Origin of the sequence: Curtobacterium sp. NPDC089991, from assembly GCF_044748425.1 — a bacterium.
Lineage (GTDB): Bacteria > Actinomycetota > Actinomycetes > Actinomycetales > Microbacteriaceae > Curtobacterium.
In genome coordinates this window covers 166775-192953 of sequence record NZ_JBIVGB010000006.1, presented here as the reverse complement: position 1 = coordinate 192953, position 26179 = coordinate 166775, and the positions used below count along the sequence as shown (strand labels likewise).

The window sequence follows — 26179 nt, the reverse complement described above, 5'->3', positions numbered from 1 at the left end:
CTGGCAACCGATAGGACAAGGACCCATGAGTTCCGACGCGCCCGCTCCTGCAACCGCGCACACCTCTCCGCACGAGACCGACCCCGCGACGGGGATCGATCCCAACCTCATGACGGCGTACGCCCTCTGGGCCGTGTTCCGCAGGCCGCTCGGCCCGGTCCACCGCGTCGGTGACGACGCCGTGGCCGAGCTCGACGCCGTGGTCGCGTCCGCCGCTGAGCGCGGGGTGACCGTCCGTGGCTTCTACGACGTCTCCGGCTTCCGTGCCGACGCCGACGTCATGATCTGGCTGCACGGCGACGACGCGCAGGTCATCCAGGCCGTGCTACGCGAGATCCGCCGCACCGGGCTGTTCCAGGACACCGAGCCGGTGTGGCACGTGATGGCGATGCACCGCGAAGCCGAGTTCAACAAGCGGCACACGCCCGCGTTCCTGCGTGGCAAGGACCCCGAGGCGTGGATCACGGTGTACCCCTTCGTCCGTTCCTTCGAGTGGTACCTGCTGCCCGAGGACGAGCGCTCGAAGATGCTGCGCGACCACGGGATCGCCGGCGCCAAGTACCGCCGCGTCCTGACGAACACCATCGCCACCTTCGCCCTGAGCGACTACGAGTGGATCCTGCCGCTCGAGAGCCCCGAGCTCGTCGACCTCGTCGACCTGATGCGCGACCTGCGTGCCACCGAGGCCCGTCTGCACGTGCGCGAAGAGGTCCCCTTCTTCACGGGTCGTCGCGTGACGACCGCCGAACTCCCGGAGGTGCTGTCATGACCGACACCAGCCTGATCACGAACGGTCAGCCCGTCCTCGCCGCCACCCCAGCGGCCGCTTCCGGCCCGGAGCACGTCGAGGTCCCGACCGCCTACGACGCGATCCTGCTCGCCGGCTTCGGTGGCCCCGAGGGCCAGGACGACGTCATCCCCTTCCTGCGCAACGTCACCCGCGGCCGCGGCATCCCGGACGAGCGGCTCGAAGAGGTCGCGCACCACTACCGGCACTTCGGCGGCGTGAGCCCGATCAACGCGCAGAACCGCGCGTTGAAGGCGGCGCTCGAGGTCGAGCTGGCATCGCGCGGCATCGACATGCCGGTGCTCTGGGGCAACCGCAACTGGGAGCCCTACCTCGAGCAGGCCTTCACCGAGGCCGCCGACAAGGGCTACAACAAGCTCATCGCGATCGCCACGAGCGCCTACTCGTCGTTCTCGAGCTGCCGCCAGTACCGCGAGGACTACGCACGCGTGCTCGACGAGACCGGCCTGCTCGGCACCATCGAGATCGACAAGATCCGGCAGTTCTTCGACCACCCCGGCTTCGTCCGCCCGTTCGTCGACGGCGTCCGTGACGGCATGGCGAAGGCCATCGCCGAGAACGCTCAGCTCGACGTCGCGACCGAGCTGCACGTGCTGTTCTCGACCCACTCGATCCCGTCGACCGACGCCGCGAAGTCCGGCCCGGACTACCGCGGCTTCGACGAGCACGGCGCCTACGAGGCCCAGCACCTCGCCGTCGCGCAGGTCGTCCTCGACCAGGCGTGGGCGGAGCTGCTCGAGCAGCCCGAGCACGCGCACCTGCAGGGCACGTCCAAGCCGGCGTGGAAGCTCGTCTACCAGTCGCGCTCCGGTCCCCCGACGCAGCCGTGGCTCGAGCCCGACGTCAACGACTACATGAACGAGGAGCTGAAGGGCGGCTCGACCCGCGCCGTGCTCATCGTCCCGCTCGGCTTCGTGAGCGACCACATGGAGGTCATGTGGGACCTCGACGAGGAAGCCACCGAGACCGCGCAGGAGCTCGGCTTCTGGTCGGTCCGCACGCAGACCCCCGGTGTCGACCCGGCCTACGTCTCAGGTCTCGTCGACCTGGTGCTCGAGCGCGTCAACGGCACCCCCACCAGCGAGCGTCCGCACCTGACCGACATCGGCCCCTGGTACGACGTCTGCCGCCCGGGTTGCTGCGAGAACGTCCGCGCCGGCTTCAAGCCCGCCGCCGCTGGCGTCGCTCCGTGACCGACGCACCGACCCCGATCCGGCTGGGCACCCGCGCCAGCCGGCTCGCGGTCGCGCAGTCGCAGGACGTCGCCGACCGCCTGGCAGCGGCGTCCGGTCGCCCGGTCGAGCTCGTCACCGTCACGAGCGAGGGCGACACGAACCGCGCCTCGCTCGCGTCGCTGGGGGGCACGGGTGTGTTCGCCAGCGCCCTGCGTGAAGCCCTGGTCGCCGGCGAGGTCGACGTCCTGGTGCACTCGCTCAAGGACCTGCCGACCGCGCCGTACCCGGGCCTGACGATCGCGGCCGTGCCGAAGCGTGCCGACGCCCGCGACGTCCTCGTCGCGCGGAACGGCGCCACGGTCGAGAGCCTGCCCGAAGGGGCGAAGGTCGGCACCGGTTCGCCGCGTCGCGTCGCGCAGCTCAAGGCGAAGCGCCCCGACCTGGACGTCATCGACATCCGCGGCAACATCGACACCCGGCTCGGCCGCGTCGACGACGACCTCGACGCCGTCGTGCTCGCCGCCGCCGGGCTCACCCGCATCGACCGGCTGTCGGCCGCCACCGAACTGCTCGACCTCGGTTTCTGGCCGAGCGCTCCGGGGCAGGGCGCACTGGCGATCGAGACCCGTGCTGCTGAGACCGACACGAACCTGCTCGCCGCGCTGCGCAAGATCGAGCACGCCCCGACCCGCCTGACGGTGTCGGCCGAGCGCGAGGTCCTGGCGAAGCTCGAGGCCGGCTGCTCCGCCCCGATCGGTGCGACCGCGGTCGTGGACGCCGAGCTCCTGCTCGTCTCCGCCACCGTCTACAGCCCCGACGGCGCCGAGTACCGCACGGCGTCGCACGCGGCCGTGCTCGAGGGATCCGCGCAGGACCGTCTCGCCGAAGCACTCGAGGTCGGTGGCCGCGTGGCCGCCGAGCTGCTCGAGAACGGTGCCGGCGACCTGGCGGACCTCACCGACTCGGTGAAGTAGAGCCCGTCACGGACACGCCCGCTCCCGTCGTCGTCATCCCCCGGGGTGGCGCGTGGGGCGAGCGCGTCGCGACGGCGGCTCGGCAGCGCGGGCTCGACCCGCGGGTCGTCCCGCTCATCACGACCGAGCCGCCGCTCGACAGCGGCCCGCTCGACCGTGCCGTCGCCCGCGTGGCCGGGTACGCGTGGGTGGTGGTGACCAGTGCGACGGCCGTGACGGTGCTCGCAGAACGCGTGGCGGGCCTCCCGTCCGGTGTCCGCGTTGCGGCGGTCGGTGAGCCGACCGCCCGTGCCGCGCGTGCTGCGGGCTGGGTCGTCGACCTCGTGCCGGAGCAGGCCTCGGCCGCTGCCCTCGTCGACGCGCTGCCGGACACCGACGGCACCGTGCTCTTCCCGCGCTCCGAGATCGCCGCGCCGACCCTCGTCGACGGACTGCGGGCCCGCGGCATCGACGTGGACGACGTGGTCGCGTACCGTACCGTGGGGACCGGCGACGAGCCGATCACCCTCGACGCGGTGCCCGACGCGGTGCTCGTGACGAGCGGCAGCGTCGCCCGCGAGATCGCCCGCCGGATGACCCCGCTCGACCCCCGCACCCTCGTGGCCTGCATCGGCCCCGGAACCGCCGCCGACGCGCGCGCGGCCGGACTGCCGGTCCACGTCGTCGGACCCACCCGGTCCGCAGAAGCCCTGCTCGACGCCGTCGTCGAGGCCCTGAACCCCACCGCCCCCGAACAGGAAGGCCACCCGTGACCGGCCGTTTCCCCCAGGTCCGCCCCCGTCGACTCCGCGCCACCCCCGCGATGCGACGGCTCGTCGCCGAGACCCGGCTGCACCCAGCCGAGCTCGTGTTGCCGATGTTCATCCGCGAAGGCGCCACCGACGCCGTCGACATCTCGAGCATGCCGGGCGTGCAGCAGCACTCGCTCGACTCGTTCCGTCGCGCACTCGTCGAGGCCGCGGAGGTCGGGATCGGCGGCGTGAACCTGTTCGGCGTCCCGACCACGAAGGACGCCACCGGTTCCGGCGCGACCGACCCCGACGGCATCCTCAACGTGGCCATCCGCGTGGCGAAGGAAGAGGTCGGTGACGACCTGGTCGTGCAGTCCGACCTGTGCCTCGACGAGTTCACCGACCACGGCCACTGCGGCGTCCTGGCGGCGGACGGCTCCGTCGACAACGACGCGACCCTGCTGCGGTACCGCGACATGGCCGTCGCGCAGGCCGAGGCTGGCGCCGAACTGGTGTGCCTGAGCGGCATGATGGACGGCCAGATCGCCGCCGCGCGTGACGCGCTCGACGTCGCCGGGCACACCGGCACCGCGCTGCTGGCCTACGCGGCCAAGTACGCCTCCGCCTTCTACGGCCCCTTCCGCGAGGCCGTGTCGTCGTCGCTCGTCGGCGACCGGCGGACCTACCAGATCGACGCCGCCAACGGTCGTCAGGGGCTGCGCGAGGTCGCGCTCGACGTCGACGAGGGTGCCGACGTCGTCATGGTGAAGCCGGCGATGAGCTACCTCGACGTCCTCGCCGAGACCGCTGCGACGTCGCCCGTGCCGGTCTGGGCCTACCAGATCTCCGGCGAGTACGCGATGATCACGGCAGCCGCGCAGAACGGCTGGATCGACCGTGACGCCGCCGCGATGGAGTCGCTCATCGGCATCAAGCGCGCGGGTGCCGACGCGATCCTGTCCTACTTCGCCGTCGACATCGCACGGAAGCTCAACCAGGAGGCCGGCCTCCGCACCTCCGGCACCACCGCCGCAGTCGCCGGCATCGCCTCGACCGGGAAGGCCCCCGAATGACCACGAACGACCAGCTGTTCGGCCGCGCCAAGAACGCGATCCCCGGCGGCGTGAACTCGCCCGTCCGCGCCTACGGGTCGGTGGGCGGCACCCCGCGCTTCCTGGTGTCGGCGAAGGGCGCGTACGTCACCGACGCCGAGGGCCGTGAGTACGTCGACCTCGTGGCGTCATGGGGACCCGCGATCCTCGGACACGCGCACCCCGGCACCGTCGAGGCCGTGCAGCAGGCCGCCGCGCGCGGACTGTCCTTCGGCGCCTCGACCCCGGGCGAGACCGAGCTCGCCGAGCTCGTGAAGCAGCGGGTGTCGGTCGACGGCGACGGCCCCATCGAGAAGCTCCGCATGGTGTCGACCGGCACCGAGGCCACGATGACGGCGATCCGGTTGGCCCGCGGCTACACCGGCCGCGACCTGCTCGTGAAGTTCGCCGGGCACTACCACGGGCACTCCGACTCCCTGCTCGCCGAGGCCGGTTCGGGCGTGGCCACCCTGGCCCTGCCGGGCAGCGCGGGCATCACCGAGGAGACCGCGGCGCAGACCCTGGTGCTGCCGTACAACGACCTCGACGCCGTCCGCCGCGCGTTCGACGAGCACTCCGAGCGCATCGCCGGCGTCATCGTCGAGGCCGCCGCGGCGAACATGGGCGTGCTCGCTCCCGAGCGCGGGTTCAACCGCGCGCTCGCGCAGATCGTGCAGGCGCACGGGGCGCTGCTCATCGTCGACGAGGTCCTGACCGGGTTCCGCGTCGGGTCGGCCGGCTGGTGGGGCCTCGAGGCGTCGAAGGTCGTCCCCGACGGCGCCGGGTGGAAGCCCGACCTGATCACGTTCGGCAAGGTCATCGGTGGCGGCATGCCCCTCGCCGCGCTCGGCGGCCGACGCGAGGTCATGGACTTCCTCGCCCCGCTCGGCCCCGTGTACCAAGCGGGCACCCTGTCCGGCAACCCGCTCGCGGTCGCCGCCGGCATCGCCACGCTCCGGGCCGCGACGCCGTCGGTGTACGAGTCGCTGAACCGCACGGCCTTGGTCATCTCCGCGGCCACGTCGGACGCGCTGTCGGCCGAGGGCGTCGCCCACACCGTGCAGCGCGCCGGCAACCTGTTCTCGTTCGCCTTCACGGACACCGCACCGCGGAACTACGACGACGTGCGGGCACAGGACGTGTTCCGGTACGCGCCGTTCTTCCACGCGATGCTCGACGCCGGCGTGACCCTGCCGCCGAGCGTGTTCGAGGCGTGGTTCGTCACGGCCGCCCACGACGAGCGGGCCGTCGGACGGATCCTCGACGCGCTGCCCGCAGCAGCGAAGGCAGCGGCCGCCGCGACGGCGTAGATGGTAGGCGCCGCGACGGCGTAAGCAGTAGCCGTCGCGGCGGCGTAGGGGTCGGCGCTCCGTGCCGGAGCCTCGGCTGGTTGACTGGCCGCATGCAACTCGCCGAGGCCCTCATCGAGCGCGCCGACCTGCAGAAGCGCATCGAACAACTGCGCGGCCGCATCGCCGCGAACGCCCGCTACCAAGAGGGCGAGGAGCCCGACGAGGACGCCCGCGAGCTCCTCGCCGAGGCCGAACGGTCGATCGACGCGCTCGAGGTCCTGCTCGCCCGCATCAACGCGACGAACGCCAGCACCACCGTGGCGTCCGGGCAGACCGTCACCGCGCTGCTCGCCAGACGCGATGCCCTCCGGCTGCGGCACGCGCTCGTCACCGGAGCGGCGGACGCCACCGCCGGCACGAACGGCGGTTACCGACAGCTCCGCAGTGAACTCCGCACGTTCGCCGCGCTGCCGACCGCCGAGCTCCGGTCGCGGGCCGACGCCCTGGCGAAGGAGATCCGCGAACTCGACGCGGTCGTCCAGCGCACCAACTGGGAGGTCACCCTGGTCGACTGAACAGCGGGGCGGTGCGTCGGTAGACGGACCGGGGCGGGTACGGACCCGACGACCGGCGGGCAACCCGGTCACCTGTCGGCGCAGTGGGCAGCGCCATGGCGAGAGCCGTGCACATCGCAGCCCAGCACGTCGCACCAGGTACGGTGCACACCGCACCACGCACAACCGCGTACCGACCGGACCGACGAGGGCGGGACAGGGGACAGCACCGCCCCACCCTCGACGGGTCAGGAGCAGTCGGCCTTGGTGAAGGTCGTGTCGAGCGTCTTCGAGGTGCCGTCGAACGCGTAGGTGTACCGCATGTCGACGCCCTCGTCGAGGAGGTCCTTCGTGTCGCTGTTCGAGCAGAGCGTCGGGCCGACCGAGTCGCGGATGGCGCTCTCGGTGATCGACGCCGGGTCGACGCTGGACGACACCGTGTAGTCGTAGTGGATCGCGTTGCCCTCGGCCTCGACGCCCGTCCACGACGTCACCGAGTCGACCTGCTTCGGCAGGTCGCTCTGCTCGCGGATCTGCACGACGGCCTTCGAGACCTTCTCCTCCGTCGAGTCGCTGAACGCGGCGGTGAGCGCCTGGCGGACCAGGAACGCGACGACCACGGCGACGACGACGCCGAGCAGCGAGATCAGGACGCGCTTGCCACGGGACTGCTTGGGCGGCGGGGCGTACGGAGCGCCGGCGGGCGCTGGCTGCGCGTACGGCTGCTGGCCGGGCTGCTGCTGCGCCCAGGGCTGCTGGCCCGGCTGCTGCGGACCGGGCTGCTGCGGGCCGGCGTTCGGCTGCGGCTCGGACCCCGGGTAGGGCGGCGGCGTGTTCGTCATGGTGTTCCCCCTCGTTGCGGTGCGCGGCCTGACACCGTCATCCGGCATCGGGTCCCTCCCCGAAACGGGCCGCGGACACCTGAGCAACCATCCAAGCACAGGCCGGAGCGCCGCAACGCGCCTGTCCGGCCCCAGCGACGCGTCAGGCGGAACGGCGAGCTGCCCAGCGGCCCTCGGAGCGCAGGATCGCGAGCGGGAAGTCGAACGCGTGCGACACCGCCGACGACGTGATGACCTCGTCCGCGGTGCCCTGTGCCACCACGGCACCGTCACGGAGCAGCATCGCGTGCGAGGTCGACACCGGCAGGTCCTCGAGGTGGTGCGTGACCATGACGCTGCCGAGCTCGGGGTGTCGGTGCCGCAGCGCGTCGACGGTCTCGAGCAGGTGCTCGCGCGCGGCGACGTCGAGCCCGGTCGCTGGTTCGTCGAGCAGCAGCAACTGCGGCTCGGACATCAGCGCCCGGGCGATGAGGGTCCGTCCGCGTTCGCCCTGGGACAGCACGGGCCAGCGTGCGTCGCGTCGTGCGGCGAGCCCGACGTCGGCGATGTGCTGCTCGGCCAGTGCGACCTGTGCGGCCGTGGGCTCCCACCGCATCATGAGGTCGGTGGTGCCGGTCAGGCCCGTCAGCACCGTCTCGAGCACGGTGAGCGGGGAGAGCATCCGGTGCCGCGGGTCGACGTGGCCGATGTGCTCACGCAGCTCGCGGACGTCGACGCGTCCGAGGCGTCGGCCGAGCACCTCGACCGTGCCCGCCGTGGGGTGGCCCGTCGCCCCGAGCACCGCGAGCAGCGTCGACTTGCCGGCGCCGTTCGGTCCGAGGAGCGCCCAGTGCTCACCGCGGCGGACGGTCAGGTCGACGTCGTGCAGCAGGTCGCGGCCGGAGCGCGTCACACGGACGCCCTCGGCACGGAGCAGGACGTCGTCGGCGCGGAACTGGGCGCCCGCGGCGCGGAACTGGTCGGTGTCGGTCACGACTCCATCGTGGCCGACGTCAGCGCCGTTCGGTGCCGTCGGCCAGCGCGCCGCCCTCGGCGACGAACGCGCGGGCCTGCACGGTGTGCTCCTCGACGGTACTGCTGAGCGAACGGATCACCGCGGCCGCTGCTTCGCCGTCTCGCTTCGAGATCGCCGCACGGAGCGGGTCGACGAAGTGCTTGACGTCCCAGAACATGCCGCTCTGGTGGGTCAGGGCGAGGAAGTTCGCGCGGGGCAGCAGCGAGGTCGACAGCTGGACCAGCAGGTCGTTGTCCGCCGCACCGATCAACTGGGTGACGACCGCGCCGACCTGCGTCGAGACGTCGCCGGCGCGCTCCTGCTCGGCGGCAGTGCGCAGGGCTTCCAGCGTGTCGACGAGGCGTGTGGCCGCTGCGTCGTCGAGCTTCGGGACGGCCCAGCGGGCGGCGAGCTCCGTGACGCCGGCGAGCACCTGGATGGTGTCGTCGAACTGCTTGGCGGTGGGCGACGCGACCCGGGTGTACCGGTTCGCCTCCATCTCGACCAAGCCGTAGTCGACGAGCTTGGCGATCGCCTCACGGATGGGCGTGCGACTGACGCCGAGCCACTGGACCAGTTCGTCGTCGTTGAGCCGTTCGCCGGCCTGCAGCGTGCCGTCCTGGATCGCGGCCAACATCTTCTCGAGGACCACGTCGCGGAGCAGCTTGCGCGGCGAGTTCTCGACGGTCGACTTGGGTACCGGCATGACGGACTCCTCGTGTCACGGACGCTTGGTATCCAAACCCTAACGTGTCAATATGCAATCGTTTGCGGAATAACAGCATCCCAGAACATCAGCCACGCACGTCGACCACCGTGCGTCCGTGCACCCGACCGGCGACCACCTCGGCGCCGATCTCGATCGCCTGCTCCGGGGTGACGGTCCGGGTGACACCCGCCAGCAGCGCCGGGTCGAGGTCGGTCGCCAACCGCTCCCACGCTCGGTGCCGCAGTTCCGACGGGGCGTCCACCGAGTTGATGCCGAGCAGCGACACCGCACGCAGGATGAACGGCAGCACCGTCGTCGGCAGCGCGGAGTCCTGCGCGAGCCCGCACGCCGTGACGGCTCCACCCCACCGGGTGCCGGCCAGCACGTTCGCCAGGGTGGCCCCGCCGACGCTGTCCACGGCGCCGGCCCACGCGGCACGCTGCATCGGCTTGCCGGGCTCGGACAGGGCACCCCGGTCCACGACCTCGGTCGCGCCGAGGCGTCGGAGCGAGGCCTCGTTGGTGCTCCGTCCGGTCGACGCGGTCACCTCGTACCCGCGCGCGGCGAGCAGGGCGATCGCCACCGTCCCCACCCCGCCGGACGCACCCGTGACGAGCACCGGCCCGGCACCGGGCTCGACGAACCGTTCGAGCGCGAGCACGCTGAGCATCGCCGTGAACCCCGCCGTGCCGATCGCCGCCGCGAACGAGTCCTCGATCGCCTCGGGCAGGACCACGAGGGAACCGGACGGCACCACGGCGTGCTGCGCCCAACCACCGTGCCGGGTCTCACCGAGCCCGGCACCGTTCAGCACGATGCGGTCGCCGATCGAAACGTCGTGCACACCCGGTCCGAGCGCCGACACGGTCCCGACGACGTCGATGCCGGGCACGAGCGGGTCGACCCGCGCGACGCCGGGGTTCCTGGCGAGGGCGAGGCCGTCCTTGTAGTTGACGCTCGAGTACGTGACGTCGACGAGGGCTTCGCCCTCGGTCGGATCGGGCAGGTCGACGTCGGCGACGGTGGGCGGGGCTGAACTGGACACGACTACGGCGCGGGTCATGCGCCGGACGCTACCCCGGGCCTCCCGGCCAGCGGTCCGTTCTTTCCCAGAACGCGCGCGATCCCTGGCGGAACCGGGCGTACCGGGTCGGAAAAAACGACCAGGTACGCCCGAATCGGTCAGGTACGCCCCGGCCAGCGCCCCCGACCAACCTCAGCCGAACATGATGGCGGCTTCGTCGAAGCGCGCCTGCGGCACCGTCTTCAGCTCGCCGAGCGCCTCGTCGAACGAGACGTGCACGATGTCGGTGCCTTTCAGGGCGACCATCCGGCCCCATCGTTCCTCGACCACCGAGTCGATGGCCGCCAGGCCGAGCCGCGTCGACAGCACCCGGTCGTACGCGGTCGGCGTTCCGCCGCGCTGGATGTGCCCGAGGGTCGTGGCGCGCGTCTCGATGCCCGTCATCTCCTCGATGAGGGGCGCGAGGCGCTCGCCGATGCCACCGAGCCGCGGACGCCCGAAGGCGTCGAGCCCGCGCTCGGTGTGCGCGTTGTCCTCGTGGTCGGGGACGAAGCCCTCGGCCACCACGACGAGCGGTGCGCGCCCGCGGTCGTAGGCGGCACGCACCCACTTCGCGATCTGCTCCATGCTCGTCTTCTGCTCCGGGATCAGGATCGCGTGCGCGCCCGCGGCCATGCCGGAGTGCAGGGCGATCCAGCCGACGTGCCGGCCCATGACCTCGGCGACCATGCAGCGGGAGTGCGACTCGCCGGTGGTGCGGAGGCGGTCCATCGCCTCGGTCGCGATCGCGACGGCGGTGTCGAAGCCGAACGTGTAGTCGGTGGCGCCCAGGTCGTTGTCGACCGTCTTCGGGACGCCGACGATCTTCAGCCCGGCGTCGGTCAGGCGCTTCGCCGCGGCGAGCGTGCCCTCGCCACCGATCGCGACGATCGCGTCGATGCCGTGGCGGTCCAGGGTCTTCGAGATGTTCTCGACGCCGCCGTTCGGGCCCTCGAAGGGGTTCGTGCGGCTGGTGCCGAGGATCGTGCCGCCCTGCTTGGCGATGCCCTGGATGTCCTTGCGGCCGAGCGGGACGATGTCGCCGTCGACGACGCCGCGCCAGCCGTCCCGGAACCCGACGAACTCGTGGCCGTGGATGGCGATGCCCTTGAGGACGATCGCGCGGATGACCGCGTTCAGACCGGGGCAGTCGCCTCCGGAGGTGAGGATGCCGATGCGCATGGGAACTCCGTCGTCGGGTGGTGCGGGTGGGGGTCGTGGGGGACTGCGACCATCATGACTGACGGTGGTTGCGCATTACCATCCCGGTGTGACCCTGCTCGACTCCGCCTCGTCGTCCGCTGGTGCGTCCGGCGATGCGTCTCGCGTCGACACCGTGTACCGACCGGGAGGCCCGGTGAACGTCACGTCGACCCTGCGGCCCCTGCAGCGCGGCTCCGGCGACCCCGCCTACAAGGTGGTCGGCTCGGACGTGTGGCTCGCCCTGCGGACGCCCACCGGCCCCGCTGCCGTTGCGATCCGGCCGGCCGGCGACACCATCGCGGTCTCGGCGTGGGGCGACGGTGCCGCGTGGGCGGTCGAGCACGCGCCGGAGCTGCTCGGTCGCGGCGACGACTGGGACGGGTTCGACGTCTCCGGGCACGCGTTCCTCGCTGCCGCCCGACACCGGCAGCCCGGACTCCGGCTGCTCCGGACGAACACCGTCGTCGCGATGCTCGTGCCGGCGATCATGGAGCAGAAGGTGACCTCGCGGCAGGCGTGGGGCGCATGGCGGTACCTGCTCCGGCGGTACGGCACGCCCGCGCCGGGTCCCGCGCCGGACGGTCTCATCGTGCCGCCGACGGCCGACGAGTGGGCGCGGATCCCGAGCTGGGAGTGGCACAAGGCCGGCATCGAGCCCGGACGGTCGGCGACGGTGATGCGCGCGGTGCGTGTGGCTCCGGCGCTCGAACGGACGCTGACGCTCGGTCGCGGCGGTTCGGTCGTGTCGGCGCGGCTCCAGTCGATCCCCGGCATCGGGAAGTGGACGGCTGCCGAGACCGCGCAGCGCTCCCACGGCGACCCGGACTCGCCGAGCGTCGGGGACTTCCACGTCCCCGCGCTGGTCGGGTGGGCGCTGACCGGGGGACCGGTCGACGACGACGGGATGCTCGAGCTGCTCGAACCGTGGCGGGGGCACCGAGAGCGGGTCGTGCGGCTGATCGGCGGCTCGGGGTTCCGGAAGCCGTCGTTCGGGCCGCGGCTCACGATCCAGGACCACCGCGGGCACTGAGCGGTCGCGCGCGCTGCCGTCCGCTGCCGTCCGCACCTGTTTCGCGACACGACACCAGGTGATCACGTGGTGTCCTGTCGGAGAACCGGTGTCGCGCCGGGTCAGGGGTGGCGGACGCCCTCGCCGGCCAGCACGGCGCGGTAGCCCTCGCGGAACGTCGGGTACTGCGGCGCCCAGCCGGTCGACCGGAGCAGCGCGTTCGACAAGCGCTTGTCACCACCGGACTGCCGGGCACCGCCGTCACCGGTGACGGGCTCGGGAACGCCGAGCTCGTCGGCCAGGAACCGCAGCACGTCGTCGAGCCGGCTCGGTTCGTCGTCGGTGCCGAGGTACGTCGGCGCCGGGTCCTCCACGGTCGCCAGGTGCACGAGCGCAGCGGCGGCGTCGTCGCGGTGGATCCGGTTCGTGTGCGGCGAGGCACCCGGAGCCAGCCGGGCCGAACCGGAGCGGACCTGGTCGATCAGACGCTCACGACCCGGACCGTAGACACCGGACAGGCGCACGAGCACGGCGCCGGGAGCACGGTCGCGCAGCAGTGCCTCGGCCTCGACCAGGACCTCGGCGGTCGGGGTCGCACCGTGCGCCGGGGTGTCCTCGGTGACCTCGCTGCCGTCGTCGACGTCGTACACCGCGGTCGAGGACACCACGAGCAGGCGTGGATCGGCGTCCGAGGCGTCGATGCCGTCGAGCACGTTCCGCAGGCCGTCGACGTAGGTGGCGCGGTACTCGTCGACGTCACGGCTGCCGGCGGCGAAGGCCACGACGACGACGGTGGTGTCGGCGGGGATCTCGGGGACCTCGTGCCGCAGGTCGGTGCTGCGGCCGGTGAGCGGCGCCGGGACCAGTTCGGCGCGGCGTCGGAGGCCGATCACGTGGTGTCCCCGGCGCGCGAAGCGGAGACCGGCTTCGGTCCCGAGGTCGCCGCAGCCGGCGATCACGACGGTGTCGTTGTTCTGCACCCGTCGACCTTGGCACGGGCAGCTGGTGGACGCTCCAGCGCCCGGCCTGCTGCCGCTCAGAGCACCTTCCGTCAGTCCGAGGTACGAGCGGGTTCTTCGTCCTTCGCCTCCACGCCGTCATGGCGCATCCGCACGACGCTGGCCAGGGTCGACAGCGCCATCGCGGCGATGATCACGATCAAGGAGACCCAGGTGTTGATCTCCGGTGCCCACTCGATGTGCTCGCCACCGTTCAGGAAGGGCAGCTCGTTGTCGTGCAGTGCGTGCAGGACGAGCTTCACGCCGATGAACGCGAGGATCACCGCGATGCCGTACTTCAGGTAGACGAGCCGCTCGAGCAGGCCACCGAGCAGGAAGTACAGCTGCCGCAGACCCATCAGGGCGAAGACGTTCGCGGTGAACACGATGAACGGGCTCTCGGTGATGCCGAAGATCGCGGGAATCGAGTCGAGTGCGAACAGCAGGTCGGTGGTGCCGATGGCGATCAGCACGATGAGCAACGGGGTGAAGTGCCGCACGCCGTCGTGGGTGGTCCGGAACTTCATGCCGTCGAACGTGTCGGTGAGGCGCACGCGACGGCGGAGCAGCCGGACGATGAAGCTGTCCTTCTGGTCGTCGGCATCGTCCTCGCCGCGGAGCTGCTGGATCGCCGTCCAGATCAGCCAGGCGCCGAAGATGTAGAAGATCCACGAGAAGTTCTCGATGAGCTGGGCGCCGACGAGGATGAAGATGCCACGCAGCACGAGCGCGATGATGATGCCGAGCATCAGCACCTCTTGCTGGATCTTCTTCGGCACCGAGAACCGCGCCATGATGATGACGAAGACGAACAGGTTGTCGATGCTCAGGCTGTACTCGGTGAGCCAGCCTGCCAGGAACTCACCCGCCGAGTCGCCGCCCGCGAACACGAGCATCAGGACCGCGAAGACCAGCGCGAGCCCCACGTAGACGCCCACCCACGTCGCCGACTCGCGCAGCGTCGGCACGTGTGGCCGGCGCGCGACGATGAGCAGGTCGGCGAGCAGGATCGCGACGATCGCGATCAGCGAGCCGACTTCGAACACGACGGGGAGTTCGGGCATCTGGTGCATTCCTTGCTGGTGATGGGCGGGCACTCGAGCACGGCCGGGCTCGGGTGCTGTCCCCTCTAGTGTCGGGGACGTTCGCGCGCTGAGCGACCGCGTCCCGCGTTCAGCGACCGGGGCCGTCGATCGGTGGGCGCGGTGGGAACGGCCGTCGTGCGACCCAGATCTGTACTCCGACGAGCACACCGAGCATCCCGCCGAAGCACAGGAACACCCATCCGGCCGCCGGGTGGCCGCCACTGATGAAGACCGCACCGATGACGAACCCCGCTGCGGCTCCGAGCCCGTGGAACACCAGCGAGACCACCGTCCAGCCCGGACTCGCGTTCATCGACAGCTGAGCGTCCCGGACCCATCCCGCATCCCGCGTGCGCCGGAGCACGACGACCGTCGTGGCGATCGAGACGCCGATGGCCACCAGCAGCATGACCAGTTCCACGGCGCATCGACCTCCTCCGGCATCGTCGTCACGTCGACGATGAACGATCCAGACTGCCACCTCGTTGACCGGGTATGGGACTCCGCACACGCACCAAGGTCATCATCGTCATCTCCACCGGCGTCGTGGTCATCGCGGCCGCCGCCGTCATCGCCGGTCCGTCCATCTACGCGAACACCGTCAACGGACAGGCCGCCGCAGCTCCCTCCCTGGAAGCGACGTCGTCCGCCACCCTCGACGCAGCGGACGCCGACGGCACCTGGACCAGCACGAAGACCTCGTACGCCGGCTACCGGGTGCACGAGGTCCTGCAGGGGAATGATGTGAACGTGGTCGGACGCACGAAGGACGTCGAGGGCACCGCCGAGGTCGACGGCGGCTCCCTCGCGACGGCGACGGTCACGGTCCAGGTCGCGAAGATCTCCACCCCCGAGTCCGCGCGCGACGCCTACTTCCGGGACACCGCGCTGGAGACGGACAAGTTCCCGACGGCGACGTTCACCTTGACGAAGCCCGTCGACGTCTCGAAGGCGCTCGACGGCAGCACGCAGGACGTCACCCTGACCGGCACGATGGACCTGCACGGCGTCACGAAGGCCGTCACCGCCGACGCGCAGGTGGCGGTCGGCACGGGAGGCACCGTCCAGGTCGCCGGCTCGGTGCCGATCACCTTCGCCGACTACGGCGTGAAGGCTCCCTCGCTCGGCTTCGTCACCGTGGACGGGAAGGGCTCCGTCGAGTTCTCCCTCGACCTGCAGAAGTGACCGTGTCGAGTCGTTCCGCCGACGAGCTGCTCGCGACGCTGTACCGCGAGCACGGTGACGCGCTCACCCGGTACGTCCGGCACCTGACGCGGGACGGCTCGGCGGTCGAGGACGTCGTGCAGGAGACCATGGTCCGCGCCTGGCAGCGCCCAGCGGTGCTGGAACGCGCGCCGGACAGCGCGCGCGCCTGGCTGTTCACGGTCGCGCGGAACCTGGTCGTCGACGACGCGCGATCGGCTCGGAACCGCCGGGAGTTCGGCACCGAACACCCCGTCGACCGCGCCGAGTCGGACCGCACCGACGCCGTGCTCGACCGCATCGTCGTGGCCGACGCGCTCGCATCGCTCTCCCCGGACCACCGCCGCGTGGTCGTGGACGCCTACTGGCTTGGCCACACGGTGCCGGAGATCGCACGACGACACGACATCCCCGAGGGCACCGCGAAGTCGCGGCTGCACTACGGGCTGCGAGCCCTGCGGCTCGCACTGCAGGAACGAGGAGTGACCCGATGAGCGACGACCGGTACGCAGAGTGGGACGCGGCGTACGTGCTCGGGTCCCTGAGCCCGGACGAGCGGCTCGAGTACGAGCAGCACCTGGAGACGTGCGACCGTTGCACGGCCGCCGTCGCCGAGCTGGTCGGCCTGCCCGGTCTGCTCGCCAAGCTGCCGGCCGACCAGGCGATCGAGATCGCCGAACCGGACGGGAGGCCCGACACCGGTTCCGAGAGCACCCTCGCCTCGGTCGCGCACCGCGTTCGACACCGTCGCCGCCGTCGCCGGGTCTGGGTCGCCGCCACCGCGGGGCTCGCGGTGGTCGCTGCCGTCCTGGGCGGACTCGCCGTCGGCACGGCGGGGGACCGCGGCTCGGTGCAGGCCGGACGTGACGTCTCGGCATCGGCGACTGCGGACCGCTACGACATGACCGGCGCCCAGGGGCTCGACGTCGACCTGGCCGTCAGCGGTGAACAGTGGGGCACCCGCTTCGACTGGGGTTGCTCCTACGGCGGCAAGGAGTGGGCGGCGGACGGCTCGGTCATGTACGACCTGGTCGTGGTGCGGTCGGACGGCACCGCGCAGATCGTCGGCTCGTGGACGGCCGCGGGCGAGGACGCGAAGGGGCTGTCGGCGTCGACGGACATCCCGCGCGACGACATCGCGAGCGTGCAGGTGCGGCTCCGCGGCGAACAGGGAGCCCTCGCCGTCGTCGACCTCTAGCTCCCGCCCCGCCGCCCGCCCGCCCCCGAGCCCCCGAGGTTCCGAGATCTCGGCATCTCGGCGCAGCTCAGGGCCGTTCATGGAACCTCGGCGCTCCCCGTGCGGCGAGTCGTGGAACCTCGGCGGAGGTGCGGGGGCAGCTAGCCCGAGACGGCCTCGTCCGACACGTCGGGGCCGATCGCGTCCTGGACGCGCGCGCTGACGGACCGGAGGGTGTCCGCGTCGGTCCCCACGGGCCTCCAGAACAGGTCTTCCAGCGCACCGGTGTGCGCGCGGATGCCGGCGAGCACCGCGCGGCGGCCGTCGGGGGTCATCTCCACCCAGCTGCCGCGGCCGTCGGTCGGGCAGTCGGCGCGTCCGACCAAGCCGCGGGAGACCATCCGTGTGACCTGGTGGCTGACGCGCGACTTCTCCCAACCGATGCCGGCGGCGATGTCGCGGACGCGCAGCCGGTGGTCCGGCTCGCGCTGCAGCCCGATCAGGATCTCGAACTCGGGGATGGAGATGCCGGCGCCAGCCTGGACGGCCTGGTCGAGCGCTCGGTCGAGGCGTCGCCAGACGTCGTGGTAGGCGTCCCACGTCGCCCAGTCGTGGCCATCGTTGCCCTGCGTCGACATGCCGACCAGCGTATCCACCGTGGGGACCGACCGACCCCGCCGCCGCGTTTTTCATCCGTCCGGATGACCCGAACGGGGCGCTGCGGAGCGATCCGTCCGGCCCGTACGATGACCGGGCCGTGCAGCGCTCGGCGCGATGAGACAGGAACCCGCATGACGAACCCGTACGCACAGCCGCCGATCACACCGGTCCGCCCGACGAACACCCTGGCGATCATCGCGCTCGTGCTGGGGTTCGTGGTGCCCATCGGCGGGGTCGTCGTGGGGCTCATCGCGCTGCCGCAGCTGCGGCGGACGGGCGAGGCCGGACGCGGTCTCGCGATCACGGGCATCGTCGTCGGCGCGGTCATCTCCGTCTTCACGGTGCTGCCGCTGCTGCTCATGCTGCCGGAACTGATCCGGGTCTTCAGCTGACGTCATCCCCCAGGACGGTTCCGAGCCGACGTGCGGCGCGCTCCAAGGTGAGGTCGGAGGTGCGGCATACGATCGGAGCATGCCGAGCGCCCGCCTCCAGGACTGCACCGACGACGCCGTTGCGCTGGTCCGCAAGTGGCTGGCGGCGTCCGCCGGGGCGAAGCCGGACGCCGGTGCCGCCCGTCTCGCCGAGGCCCTGCGCGACGAGCGTGGCCTCGACTTCACGCGCAGCTTCGTCGACAAGGTCATCCGCCCCGAAGACCCCCGGGTCGCGGCCCGCAACCTCGAACAGGTCAGCCGCGACGTCCCCGACTTCCTCGCCTGGTACCTGCGCGGCGCGGTGACGCTCGGCGGCGGGTTCGCGACGATGGCGCCGTGGGCGGTCATCCCCACCGCACGGCGGATCCTGCGCCGGATGACCGGCCACCTGGTGATCGACGCGAGCACGGCGAAGCTCGGTCCGGCGCTCGCCAAGGTCGGTGGCCCGGGCACCCGGCTCAACGTGAACCTGCTCGGCGAAGCCGTGCTCGGCAGCGCCGAGAGCGACCGCCGGCTGCAGGGGACGATGGACCTGCTCGCCCGCGACGACGTCGACTACGTGTCGATCAAGGTCAGCTCGGTCGTGCCGCAGATGTCGATGTGGGCGTTCGACCAGACGGTCGAGCGGGTCGTCGACCGGCTCGTGCCGTTGTACCGGCTCGCGGCCGCTCCGCTGGCGTCCGGCGGCCCGGCGAAGTTCATCAACCTGGACATGGAGGAGTACCGCGACCTCGACGTCACCCTCGCGGTGTTCCGGACCCTGCTCGACCGTGACGAGTTCGCGGGGCTGCAGGCCGGCATCGTGCTGCAGGCCTACCTGCCCGATGCCGCCGGGGCGCTCGAGTCCCTGACGACGTGGGCGCAGGAACGCCGGGCCCGGGGTGGCGCTCCGATCAAGGTGCGGCTCGTCAAGGGCGCGAACCTGGCGATGGAGCACGTCGACGCGATCGTGCACGACTGGCCGCTCGCGACCTGGGGCAGCAAGCGCGAGACCGACTCCGCCTACCTGCGGCTGCTCGACGCCGCGTTGACTCCGGAGCGCACCGACGCTGTGCGCATCGGGGTCGCCGGGCACAACCTGTTCGACCTGGCGACCGCGTGGGTCCTCGCCCAGCGCCGCGGGGTGACCGACGCGATCGACGTCGAGATGCTGCTCGGCATGGCATCGACGCACGCCGACGCCGTCCGCGCCGACGTCGGACAGATCCTGCTCTACACACCCGTCGTCCAGCCGGACGAGTTCGACTCCGCGATCGCGTACCTCGCCCGCCGCCTGCAGGAGAGCGCGAGCCCCGAGAACTTCATCGCCGCGGCGTCCGACATCGACCACGACGCCAGCGTGTTCGACCGCGAGCACGGCCGGTACCTGGCGTCGGTCGCGGCGCTCGACGAGCCGGTGCACGCGACGCACCGCACCCAGGACCGCCGCCGGGCGCTCGGCGAGCCCGTCCTGCGCGACGCGTTCCGGAACGCCCCGGACACCGACCCCGCCGTCCCCGCCAACCGTGCGTGGGCGCTCGACGTCCTGCGCCGGGTGCCGCGCTCGCAGCTCGGCGCGCAGACGATCCGCGGGGCCAAGGTGGCCGACCGCTCCAAGCTCGAACGGATCGTGGCCCGCACCGCGCAGGCCGGCGTCAACTGGGGGCGGCAGGACCCCTCCGACCGTGCTGAGCTCCTCGACCTGATCGGGCACGAGCTCGAGACCCGCCGCGCCGACCTGATCGAGGTGATGGCGGCGGAGACCGGGAAGACGTTCTCCGAGGCCGACACCGAGGTCACCGAAGCCGTCGACGCCGCCCACTACTACGCCGAGCGCGCCCGCCGCCTCGGCGACATCGAGGGTGCCCGCTACGTCCCGCCACGCCTGACGGTCGTCGTGCCGCCGTGGAACTTCCCCGTCGCGATCCCCGCCGGTGGGGTGCTGGCGGCGCTCGCCGCGGGCAGCGGAGTCGTGCTCAAGCCGGCGCCCGAGGCGAAGCGCAGCGGTGCGCTGCTGGCCGACGTGCTCTGGGACGCCGGGGTGCCGCACTCGTTGCTGCAGCTCGTCGACCTGGCCGAGGACGAACTCGGCCGTGACCTGGTCGGGCACCCCGCCGTCGACCGCATCATCCTGACCGGCTCGGCCGACACCGCGCGATCGTTCCGCTGGTGGCGTGCGGGTCTGCCACTGAGCGCCGAGACGAGCGGCAAGAACGCGATCGTCGTCACGCCGAGCGCCGACATCGACCTCGCGGTGCAGGACATCGTGCAGTCCGCCTTCGGCCACGCCGGTCAGAAGTGCTCGGCGGCGTCCTTGGTCGTCCTGGTCGGCACGGTCGGCGAGAGCGAACGCTTCCGTCGGCAGCTCGTCGACGCCACGCGCACGCTCCGGGTCGCCTGGCCCGACGACCCCACCGCCCAGGTCGGCCCGGTCATCGCCGAGCCCGAGGGCAAGCTGCGGCAAGGGCTCACCGAGCTCGGGCCGGGAGAGTCCTGGCTCGTGCAGCCGACGGCCCTCGACGACTCCGGGCGGCTCTGGTCACCCGGCATCCGCGACGGCGTCCGCCCGGGCAGCGACTTCCACCAGACCGAGTACTTCGGCCCGGTGCTCGGGATCATGCGCGCCGAGACGCTCGAGCAGGCGATCGCGATCCAGAACGGCACGGACTACGGCTTGACGGCGGGGATCCACTCGCTCGACGCCGACGAGGTGGCGGACTGGCTGGCGAGCGTGCGCGCCGGCAACCTGTACGTCAACCGCGGCATCACCGGTGCGGTCGTCGGTCGGCAGCCGTTCGGCGGCTGGAAGCGGTCGTCGGTGGGCACCGGCACGAAGGCGGGCGGACCGATGTACGTCGCGACGCTCGGCCGGTGGGAACCGGTGCCGCGCACGGTGCACAAGAGCATCCAGCTGCACGGTCTCCCGCCGCGCGTGACCTCGGTGATCGAGGCCGCACGCAGCGGCTTGTCGTTCGAGGAGTTCGACCAGGTGCGGGCCGGTGCGCTGAGCGACGTCCGTGCGCGCGAGGAGCTGTACGGCGGGTCGCACGACCTGTCGGGGCTCGTGGTGCAGCGGAACGTGCTGCGCCACCGACCGCAGTCCGTCATCGTGCGGCAGGCCGAGGACGCCTCGGCGGGTGACCTGGTCCGCGCGCTCGTCGCTGCCACGGCTGCACGCGCCCACGTCCTGCTCAGCACCGCCCGCCCGTTGCCCGGTCCACTCAGCCAGCTGCTGGCCTCGAGTCGGTCGCCGCTGGACGTCGTCGACCACCTGGTCGAGTCCGACCAGGACTTCCACGCCCGCGCGTCGTCCGGCGCCGTGTTCCAGGCGAACTGGACGAGTGGTGAGGACGACGAACCCGTCGACGCACTCGGGGACATGCTCGCGCAGGGGCAGGACCGACCCGTGCACACGGCGTTCGGCGGCCCCGGGGCACGGATCCGGCTCATCGGTGGCGATGCCCTGGCGCTCGAGGAAGCCCTCGGGGCGAGCATCGACGTCGCGATCCACGACGCGCCGGTGGTCGAGGCCGGGTTGATCGAGATGCTCCCGTTCATCCGTGAACAGTCGGTCTCGATCACCGCGCACCGGTTCGGGGACGTCGACGCGGACTTCGCTGACCTGCGCGTCTGACGTCCCCGGCTCGGGTCAGTCCTCGGTGTCGCCTGCTTCTTCGTCCTCGACGCCGGTCTCGTCCATCCGGTCACGCAGGTGGTCGGCCATCGCTCCGGCGCCCTCGCCGTGGTGGTCGTGGTCGACCTGTTCGATCAGGCCGTGCAGCTTCTCGTGGTTCGTGGCCTCGTTGGCGCCGTCCATGACGGGCTCGGTCTGCTCGTTGTCGCTCATGGCTCGGACGCTACGCCGGGGTGGCTGCGGACCGGTAGTGCAGCTCGACGGCACCGCCGGTGAACGGCGTCGTCCCGACCAGCTCGAACACCGGGGTCGGTGCCGCGACCGGCAGCAGCGGCGCACCGGCGCCGAGCGCCACCGGCATCACGGTGACGCGGAGCTCGTCGAGCAGCCCTGCTTGCTGGTACTGCGCCGCGAGCAGTCCGCCGCCGACGACCCAGACGTCGCGCTCGCCGGCGGCCCGTTCGAGGTCGGCCTGGTGGTCCGCGACCTCGCCCGACACGAAGTGCACGTCGGCGCCGTCCGGCACCGGCAGGTCACGCGTAGTGAACACCCACGTCGCCAGGTCCGGGTACGCCCAGGTGTCGTCATGCTCGAGCAGCCACTCGTACGTGGTCGAGCCCATGACGATCGCGCCGATGCCGGCGAAGAACCGGTCGTGGTGCTCCTGGAACGGCTCGAAGCCGAACTGCAGCAGCCAGTCGAGGTCGTCGTCCGGTGCAGCGACGAAGCCGTCCAGCGAGGACGCGACGGAGTAGGTGGTACCCATGCCCCGGACGCTACCGAGCACCCCCGACAGGCGTCAGCGCCGCCCGCCGTCAGCGCCGGCTGCCCCGACCGACGACGGCGACCTCGGCGACGGTGAGCACCGTGGCGATCCACACCTGCCGCAGGGCGAACCCGCGGCGTCGTGGGTCGAGGGCGAGCGGCACCATCGTCACGCCGTGCACCGCGTCGACGGCGGCGCTGAGCGTGTGCGCGTTCCCGGTGCCCGTGCGTGCGACGAGGGCGGCCTGCACGAGCTGCCGGACGCCGAGCACACCGTGCAGCACGGCCTGGTCGCGACCACGAGCCGCTCGGCCCAGGTGCCACAGGCCGAGTCCGGCCCGGGACAGCTCGACGACGGCTGCACCCCGCACCGACGATCCGTGGCGGCTCATCGTCGTCGTCCGGCCACGAGTGCGACGGCCCCGGCCGCGCCGAGTGCCGCCCCGATGATGCCGTTGCCGATCCGTCGGTGTTCCACCCACCAGGTCTGCGGCGACCAGGCGTGCGCGGACTCGTCGAACACACCGTGCGCGCCGTGGTCGCCCGGCACCGGCTCGTACAGGTTGTCCTGCAGCTCCTGCCCGTCCTTGTCAGGCGCCTGCTGCCCGGAGACGAGCGTCTTGGCGGCGTACCAGTCGGCGAAACGCCCGCTGATCCGGTTGCCGAGGATCGTGTAGACGGTCGACTCGCCGACCCAGGTGCGACGGCGCGGCCGCTCGGCCACGGCAGCGATCGCGCGGGCACCGACCTCGGGCTGGAAGATCGGGGCGACCGGCTGCGGGTGGTGCGGCAGCTTCGACTTCACCCACCCGAACTGGATCGTGTTCAGAGCGGGCATGTCGACCCGCGACACCTTCACCTTGCTGCCCTGTTCGAGCAGCTCGGAGACGACGGACTCGGTGAACCCGACGATCGCGTGCTTCGCGCCGCAGTACGCGGCCTGCAGCGGGATGCCCCGGAAGCCGAGTGCCGAACCGACCTGGACGACGTGCCCCTGGCCGCGGGGCACCATCCGGGCGAGCGCGGCACGGGTCCCGTTGACGAAGCCGAGGTAGGTCACGTGCAGCGCCCGCTCGAAGTCCTCGGGCGCGGTGTCCAGGAACTTGCCGAACACCCCGACCATCACGCCGTTCACCCACAGGTCGATCGGCCCGAGTTCCTGCTCGACGCGGTCGGCCGCGGCCTCGACGGCCTTGCGGTCGGACACGTCGGCGACCAGGGCCAGCCCGCGACGCCCCGCGGCCTCGACCTCGGCGACCGCGGCGTCGACGCCGTCCCGTCCACGGGCGAGGACGGCGACGTCCCACCCCCGCGCGGCGAGCTCCCGGACGGTCGCACGCCCCAGTCCTGCGGATCCACCGGTCACCACTGCCACTCGAGTCATGGCTCACTTGTACCTGCGGCCGACCATGCACCACTCAGCCGGTGTCCCCCGACGTCCCGTGCCTGCGGACGGTGGCGAGCATGATGGTCGCGTGGACACGCGAGACGACCCGGTGGAACCCGAGCCGGAAGCGGAGCCGCAGCCGCGCTGGATCCGCCGGGCGCCGATCCTCCCCGAGCAGTGGTGGGGTCCTCCGATGGCCCAGGCGGTCGGGGCGCTGGCGGTCGTGGCGATCGGCATCTGGCTGCAGCGTCCCGCCCTGCCCGTCGCGATCCTCGTCGGTGTCGTCGGGCTGGTCGGCGCGGTCGTGCTCGCGGTCGCCGGACGACGGGCGTACTGGTACCCGAGTTGCACGACGGCTTGGCGCTTGCACCGCACGCGTGTCGTCGTCTGGAGCGCCGCCGGAGTCGCGTTGGCGGTGTTCGCCCTCGCGGTGGGCGCGCAGACGCTCCTGATCGGCTACCTGGCTGCCGCGACGGGCGTGTACACGCTGCGGCGGGAGGAGCCGACGCGGTTCGAGCTGTGGGGGCGTTCGGCGGCGTCGGCTGCCGTCGCGATCGTGTCGGCTGTGTACGCGGTCGTGGCGTTGACGGTCCCGAGCGTCGACGAAGCACACTCATCGCGGTGGATCGGGTGGAGCATCGTCATCGTCCCGGTCGCCGTCGTTACTGCGGTCCTGCAGTGGCGAGCCGCCTCGGGGACGGCCGACCCCGACCAGAACGGAGCGGTGGCGGACGCCGGCGAACCGGAACCGGGACCAGAACAGCGACCGGGCCCGGAGCCGCCGGCCGACGACCCGCTCAGCGCCCCCGACCGAACCGCGTCGTGACCCCCGCCGAGTAGAGCACCGAGTCCGGCTCGAGCTCCGTCAACCCGAACGGCAGCCCGGCGGCGCCGACCAGGTCGTCCCGCAGCGACACCACCGAGGCCCGGTGCAACGGCCACGCGTCGTGCTCGTTCGGCCAGAACCGGGTCCGCCCAGCCCGGTGCACGTGCATGCCCCACCGCGCGGTCAGGAACGTCTCGAGCGGCCCTGGCTCGTCCAGTACCTCGCCCACGCGGACGTCGAGCATCGACCGCAGGTGCGTCCCGTGCCGCCGCATCGCGTACCCGACGCGGCCGTCGCCGCTCCGCGACTCGGCGTCCGCCCACCAGTAGGGCAGCCCGGTGGCCACGCGTGCGCCGAGGGTCGGCAGCAGCTTGCCGGCGTCGAGCGACAGGAACACGACACCGTGCTGGCCGTACTCGTCGACCGTGTAGACGCGGACGTTCACCTCGACGAAGTCGCCGATCGAGCCGGTGCGTCCCAGCGCCCCGAGGGGCGGGAACCGGGTGTCCTCGAACCGGAACCCGATGAGGCCCACCCAGGTGGTCACCCCGTCGTCGGTCCCGTCGAGCGCCATCGTGTCGGGTCGCGTTCCGGCTGGCAGCAGCGGGGCCACCGCCGACACGTCGACGCGCCAGTGCACGAAGACGACGTCGAGCCAGTCCTGCGAGATCCAGGGGCGGCCCGGCAGGCCGGGGGCGGCTGACTGGAGGCCCGGGGTGCCGTGGGTGGGTCGGGTGTCGGTCACGATGTGGTCGCCTCCGGTTCGATGTGGCCTGCGACGGGTGCGTCGTCCCACCCCTGCTGCGGGGTGTCGCAGGTGCCGCGGAACACGTACTGCGAGGGCCGCTTCCGCTCGCTCGACGTCCAGTCGATCGCGGGGCGGCGCCGTTCGGGCGGCAGGTACCCGATCCGGTAGACGGCCATGAGCTCGAGCGACTCGGGCACCCGGAGCAGCCCCTCGATCTCCGCCCAGGCGCCTGGCGTCTCCATCGGGAAGGACACGAACTGGATCCCCAGCCCGAGCTCGGTCGTCGCGAGCCAGATGTTCTCCATCGCCGCGCCCATGCTGAACACCGAGTAGAAGCCGGACAGCTCCTGCTCCCGGTACTCGTGGCGATCGAGCATCACGCCGAGCAGCAGCGGCGACCCGGCGACGAGCTTCCGGTTCTCCTCACCCAGGCTCTGCGGCACACGGAGGGTGTTCATGAGCAGCTGCCCGCGCTTCGTGAACACCTGCTTCGTGAAGGGCCGAAGCGGTCCGGGCAGCTTGTCGAACAGCATGCCGTCGCGCCGCTCGTCCATCTCGGCCTTCGAGAACCGGAAGTACGGCTTGTACCGCTCGAAGAACGTCCCCTCGGCCATGGTGCGGGTCATCGAGCTGCCGCTGATCGCGGCGACCCGGTCGATCGTGTCGCGCTCCTCGACCAGCACGAACCGCCACGGTTGGCTGTTCAGCTGGGACGGGGCCCGGCCGGCGAGTTCCATGAGCAGCCGTTGGTGCTCCTCGGACACCGGGTCGGGCAGGAACGCCCCGTTCGTGGTCCGTCGGCGTCGGATGGCCTCGAAGAGCTCCACTGCTTCCCCTCGTG

29 protein-coding genes are annotated in these 26179 nt (G+C 71.9%); 14 read left to right on the top strand and 15 right to left on the bottom strand.

Annotated features, from left to right (window positions below; all coding sequences use genetic code 11):
• Positions 1 to 25: 25 nt before the first annotated feature.
• The 7 genes from hemQ (at position 26) to ACIPV1_RS16875 (ending at position 6646) form a co-directional block, all read left to right on the top strand.
• Complete coding sequence (gene hemQ, locus ACIPV1_RS16905; RefSeq protein ID WP_228505515.1) at positions 26 to 769, top strand: hydrogen peroxide-dependent heme synthase; 744 nt, start codon at positions 26 to 28, stop codon at positions 767 to 769.
• Complete coding sequence (locus ACIPV1_RS16900) at positions 766 to 2001, top strand: ferrochelatase (protein ID WP_123937201.1); 1236 nt, start codon at positions 766 to 768, stop codon at positions 1999 to 2001. The genes hemQ and ACIPV1_RS16900 overlap by 4 nt, the downstream gene beginning before the upstream one ends.
• Entirely contained in the window at positions 1998 to 2957 is a 960-nt protein-coding gene (gene hemC, locus ACIPV1_RS16895; protein ID WP_131880877.1) for a hydroxymethylbilane synthase, read from the top strand. Before ACIPV1_RS16900 ends, hemC begins: the two co-directional genes overlap by 4 nt.
• Positions 2846 to 3709: a uroporphyrinogen-III synthase gene (locus tag ACIPV1_RS16890; protein ID WP_402726883.1), complete on the top strand. Its 864-nt coding sequence runs from the start codon at positions 2846 to 2848 to the stop codon at positions 3707 to 3709. The genes hemC and ACIPV1_RS16890 overlap by 112 nt, the downstream gene beginning before the upstream one ends.
• Positions 3706 to 4761: a porphobilinogen synthase gene (gene hemB, locus ACIPV1_RS16885; protein WP_402726871.1), complete on the top strand. Its 1056-nt coding sequence runs from the start codon at positions 3706 to 3708 to the stop codon at positions 4759 to 4761. Before ACIPV1_RS16890 ends, hemB begins: the two co-directional genes overlap by 4 nt.
• Positions 4758 to 6089, top strand: a complete 1332-nt coding sequence (gene hemL / locus ACIPV1_RS16880; protein WP_402726870.1) for a glutamate-1-semialdehyde 2,1-aminomutase — start codon at positions 4758 to 4760, stop codon at positions 6087 to 6089. The genes hemB and hemL overlap by 4 nt, the downstream gene beginning before the upstream one ends.
• A 92-nt stretch (positions 6090 to 6181) precedes the next feature.
• Positions 6182 to 6646: a DIP1984 family protein gene (locus ACIPV1_RS16875; RefSeq protein WP_123339224.1), complete on the top strand. Its 465-nt coding sequence runs from the start codon at positions 6182 to 6184 to the stop codon at positions 6644 to 6646.
• Between the two features lie 227 nt (positions 6647 to 6873).
• Here ACIPV1_RS16875 and ACIPV1_RS16870 read toward each other — a convergent pair whose 3' ends face one another.
• The 5 genes from ACIPV1_RS16870 to ACIPV1_RS16850 form a co-directional block, all read right to left on the bottom strand.
• The gene (locus ACIPV1_RS16870) at positions 6874 to 7467 is read right to left on the bottom strand and encodes a hypothetical protein (RefSeq protein ID WP_111083775.1); all 594 of its coding nucleotides are present in this window, start codon (positions 7465 to 7467) and stop codon (positions 6874 to 6876) included.
• Positions 7468 to 7609: 142 nt separating this feature from the next.
• Positions 7610 to 8440 (bottom strand): ABC transporter ATP-binding protein, encoded by an 831-nt coding sequence (locus ACIPV1_RS16865; protein ID WP_243648929.1) that lies wholly within the window; start codon positions 8438 to 8440, stop codon positions 7610 to 7612.
• 19 nt (positions 8441 to 8459) lie between these two features.
• On the bottom strand, positions 8460 to 9167 hold the full coding sequence (locus ACIPV1_RS16860) for a GntR family transcriptional regulator (RefSeq protein WP_123294516.1): 708 nt from the start codon (positions 9165 to 9167) through the stop codon (positions 8460 to 8462).
• An 88-nt stretch (positions 9168 to 9255) separates the two neighbouring features.
• The gene (locus ACIPV1_RS16855; protein ID WP_131880885.1) at positions 9256 to 10233 is read right to left on the bottom strand and encodes an MDR family oxidoreductase; all 978 of its coding nucleotides are present in this window, start codon (positions 10231 to 10233) and stop codon (positions 9256 to 9258) included.
• Positions 10234 to 10386: 153 nt separating this feature from the next.
• The gene (locus tag ACIPV1_RS16850) at positions 10387 to 11415 is read right to left on the bottom strand and encodes a 6-phosphofructokinase (RefSeq protein WP_111083779.1); all 1029 of its coding nucleotides are present in this window, start codon (positions 11413 to 11415) and stop codon (positions 10387 to 10389) included.
• A gap of 88 nt (positions 11416 to 11503) precedes the next feature.
• Here ACIPV1_RS16850 and ACIPV1_RS16845 point away from each other — a divergent pair, with 88 nt between their 5' ends.
• On the top strand, positions 11504 to 12466 hold the full coding sequence (locus ACIPV1_RS16845) for a DNA-3-methyladenine glycosylase family protein (protein WP_402726869.1): 963 nt from the start codon (positions 11504 to 11506) through the stop codon (positions 12464 to 12466).
• 101 nt (positions 12467 to 12567) lie between these two features.
• Here the strand turns inward: ACIPV1_RS16845 and ACIPV1_RS16840 are convergent, their stop codons facing one another.
• The 3 genes from ACIPV1_RS16840 to ACIPV1_RS16830 form a co-directional block, all read right to left on the bottom strand.
• Positions 12568 to 13425: an NAD-dependent epimerase/dehydratase family protein gene (locus tag ACIPV1_RS16840; RefSeq protein ID WP_402726868.1), complete on the bottom strand. Its 858-nt coding sequence runs from the start codon at positions 13423 to 13425 to the stop codon at positions 12568 to 12570.
• Positions 13426 to 13496: 71 nt separating this feature from the next.
• Positions 13497 to 14507, bottom strand: a complete 1011-nt coding sequence (locus ACIPV1_RS16835) for a TerC family protein (RefSeq protein WP_123294520.1) — start codon at positions 14505 to 14507, stop codon at positions 13497 to 13499.
• A 109-nt stretch (positions 14508 to 14616) separates the two neighbouring features.
• A complete protein-coding gene (locus ACIPV1_RS16830) occupies positions 14617 to 14949 on the bottom strand; it encodes a hypothetical protein (protein ID WP_402726867.1) in 333 nt (110 codons plus the stop codon).
• 74 nt (positions 14950 to 15023) lie between these two features.
• On the opposite strand from ACIPV1_RS16830, the gene ACIPV1_RS16825 reads away from it, so the two are divergent.
• The 3 genes from ACIPV1_RS16825 to ACIPV1_RS16815 are packed head-to-tail and all read left to right on the top strand — an operon-like array spanning position 15024 to position 16929.
• On the top strand, positions 15024 to 15713 hold the full coding sequence (locus ACIPV1_RS16825) for a YceI family protein (protein ID WP_402726866.1): 690 nt from the start codon (positions 15024 to 15026) through the stop codon (positions 15711 to 15713).
• Entirely contained in the window at positions 15710 to 16225 is a 516-nt protein-coding gene (locus tag ACIPV1_RS16820; protein WP_123294523.1) for a sigma-70 family RNA polymerase sigma factor, read from the top strand. The genes ACIPV1_RS16825 and ACIPV1_RS16820 overlap by 4 nt, the downstream gene beginning before the upstream one ends.
• Positions 16222 to 16929 carry a zf-HC2 domain-containing protein gene (locus ACIPV1_RS16815; protein ID WP_123937209.1) on the top strand — a complete coding sequence of 236 codons (708 nt, stop codon included), beginning with the start codon at positions 16222 to 16224 and terminating at the stop codon, positions 16927 to 16929. Before ACIPV1_RS16820 ends, ACIPV1_RS16815 begins: the two co-directional genes overlap by 4 nt.
• Positions 16930 to 17069: 140 nt before the next feature.
• Here ACIPV1_RS16815 and ACIPV1_RS16810 read toward each other — a convergent pair whose 3' ends face one another.
• Positions 17070 to 17546, bottom strand: a complete 477-nt coding sequence (locus tag ACIPV1_RS16810) for a MarR family winged helix-turn-helix transcriptional regulator (RefSeq protein WP_111083786.1) — start codon at positions 17544 to 17546, stop codon at positions 17070 to 17072.
• A 153-nt stretch (positions 17547 to 17699) separates the two neighbouring features.
• Here ACIPV1_RS16810 and ACIPV1_RS16805 point away from each other — a divergent pair, with 153 nt between their 5' ends.
• A complete protein-coding gene (locus ACIPV1_RS16805; protein ID WP_402726865.1) occupies positions 17700 to 17960 on the top strand; it encodes a DUF4190 domain-containing protein in 261 nt (86 codons plus the stop codon).
• A 79-nt stretch (positions 17961 to 18039) separates the two neighbouring features.
• Entirely contained in the window at positions 18040 to 21612 is a 3573-nt protein-coding gene (locus tag ACIPV1_RS16800; protein WP_402726864.1) for a proline dehydrogenase family protein, read from the top strand.
• A gap of 15 nt (positions 21613 to 21627) precedes the next feature.
• Here the strand turns inward: ACIPV1_RS16800 and ACIPV1_RS16795 are convergent, their stop codons facing one another.
• Genes ACIPV1_RS16795 through ACIPV1_RS16780 form a run of 4 tightly spaced genes read right to left on the bottom strand, consistent with a single transcriptional unit; the run spans position 21628 to position 23761 of the window.
• Positions 21628 to 21825, bottom strand: coding sequence for a hypothetical protein (locus ACIPV1_RS16795; RefSeq protein WP_123339214.1), 198 nt, complete (start codon positions 21823 to 21825; stop codon positions 21628 to 21630).
• A gap of 10 nt (positions 21826 to 21835) precedes the next feature.
• A complete protein-coding gene (locus ACIPV1_RS16790) occupies positions 21836 to 22378 on the bottom strand; it encodes a dihydrofolate reductase family protein (RefSeq protein ID WP_123294528.1) in 543 nt (180 codons plus the stop codon).
• A gap of 49 nt (positions 22379 to 22427) precedes the next feature.
• Positions 22428 to 22769 carry a hypothetical protein gene (locus tag ACIPV1_RS16785; protein WP_402726863.1) on the bottom strand — a complete coding sequence of 114 codons (342 nt, stop codon included), beginning with the start codon at positions 22767 to 22769 and terminating at the stop codon, positions 22428 to 22430.
• Positions 22766 to 23761: an SDR family oxidoreductase gene (locus ACIPV1_RS16780; protein ID WP_402726862.1), complete on the bottom strand. Its 996-nt coding sequence runs from the start codon at positions 23759 to 23761 to the stop codon at positions 22766 to 22768. Before ACIPV1_RS16780 ends, ACIPV1_RS16785 begins: the two co-directional genes overlap by 4 nt.
• Positions 23762 to 23852: 91 nt before the next feature.
• Between ACIPV1_RS16780 and ACIPV1_RS16775 the strand changes: the two genes are divergently transcribed.
• Positions 23853 to 24590 (top strand): hypothetical protein, encoded by a 738-nt coding sequence (locus ACIPV1_RS16775; RefSeq protein ID WP_402726861.1) that lies wholly within the window; start codon positions 23853 to 23855, stop codon positions 24588 to 24590.
• Here ACIPV1_RS16775 and ACIPV1_RS16770 read toward each other — a convergent pair.
• Both ACIPV1_RS16770 and ACIPV1_RS16765 read right to left on the bottom strand, forming a co-directional pair.
• Positions 24562 to 25335 (bottom strand): YqjF family protein, encoded by a 774-nt coding sequence (locus tag ACIPV1_RS16770; RefSeq protein WP_402726860.1) that lies wholly within the window; start codon positions 25333 to 25335, stop codon positions 24562 to 24564. The genes ACIPV1_RS16775 and ACIPV1_RS16770 overlap by 29 nt on opposite strands.
• Positions 25332 to 26165 (bottom strand): nitroreductase family protein, encoded by an 834-nt coding sequence (locus ACIPV1_RS16765; RefSeq protein WP_159572824.1) that lies wholly within the window; start codon positions 26163 to 26165, stop codon positions 25332 to 25334. Before ACIPV1_RS16765 ends, ACIPV1_RS16770 begins: the two co-directional genes overlap by 4 nt.
• Positions 26166 to 26179 lie beyond the last annotated feature (14 nt).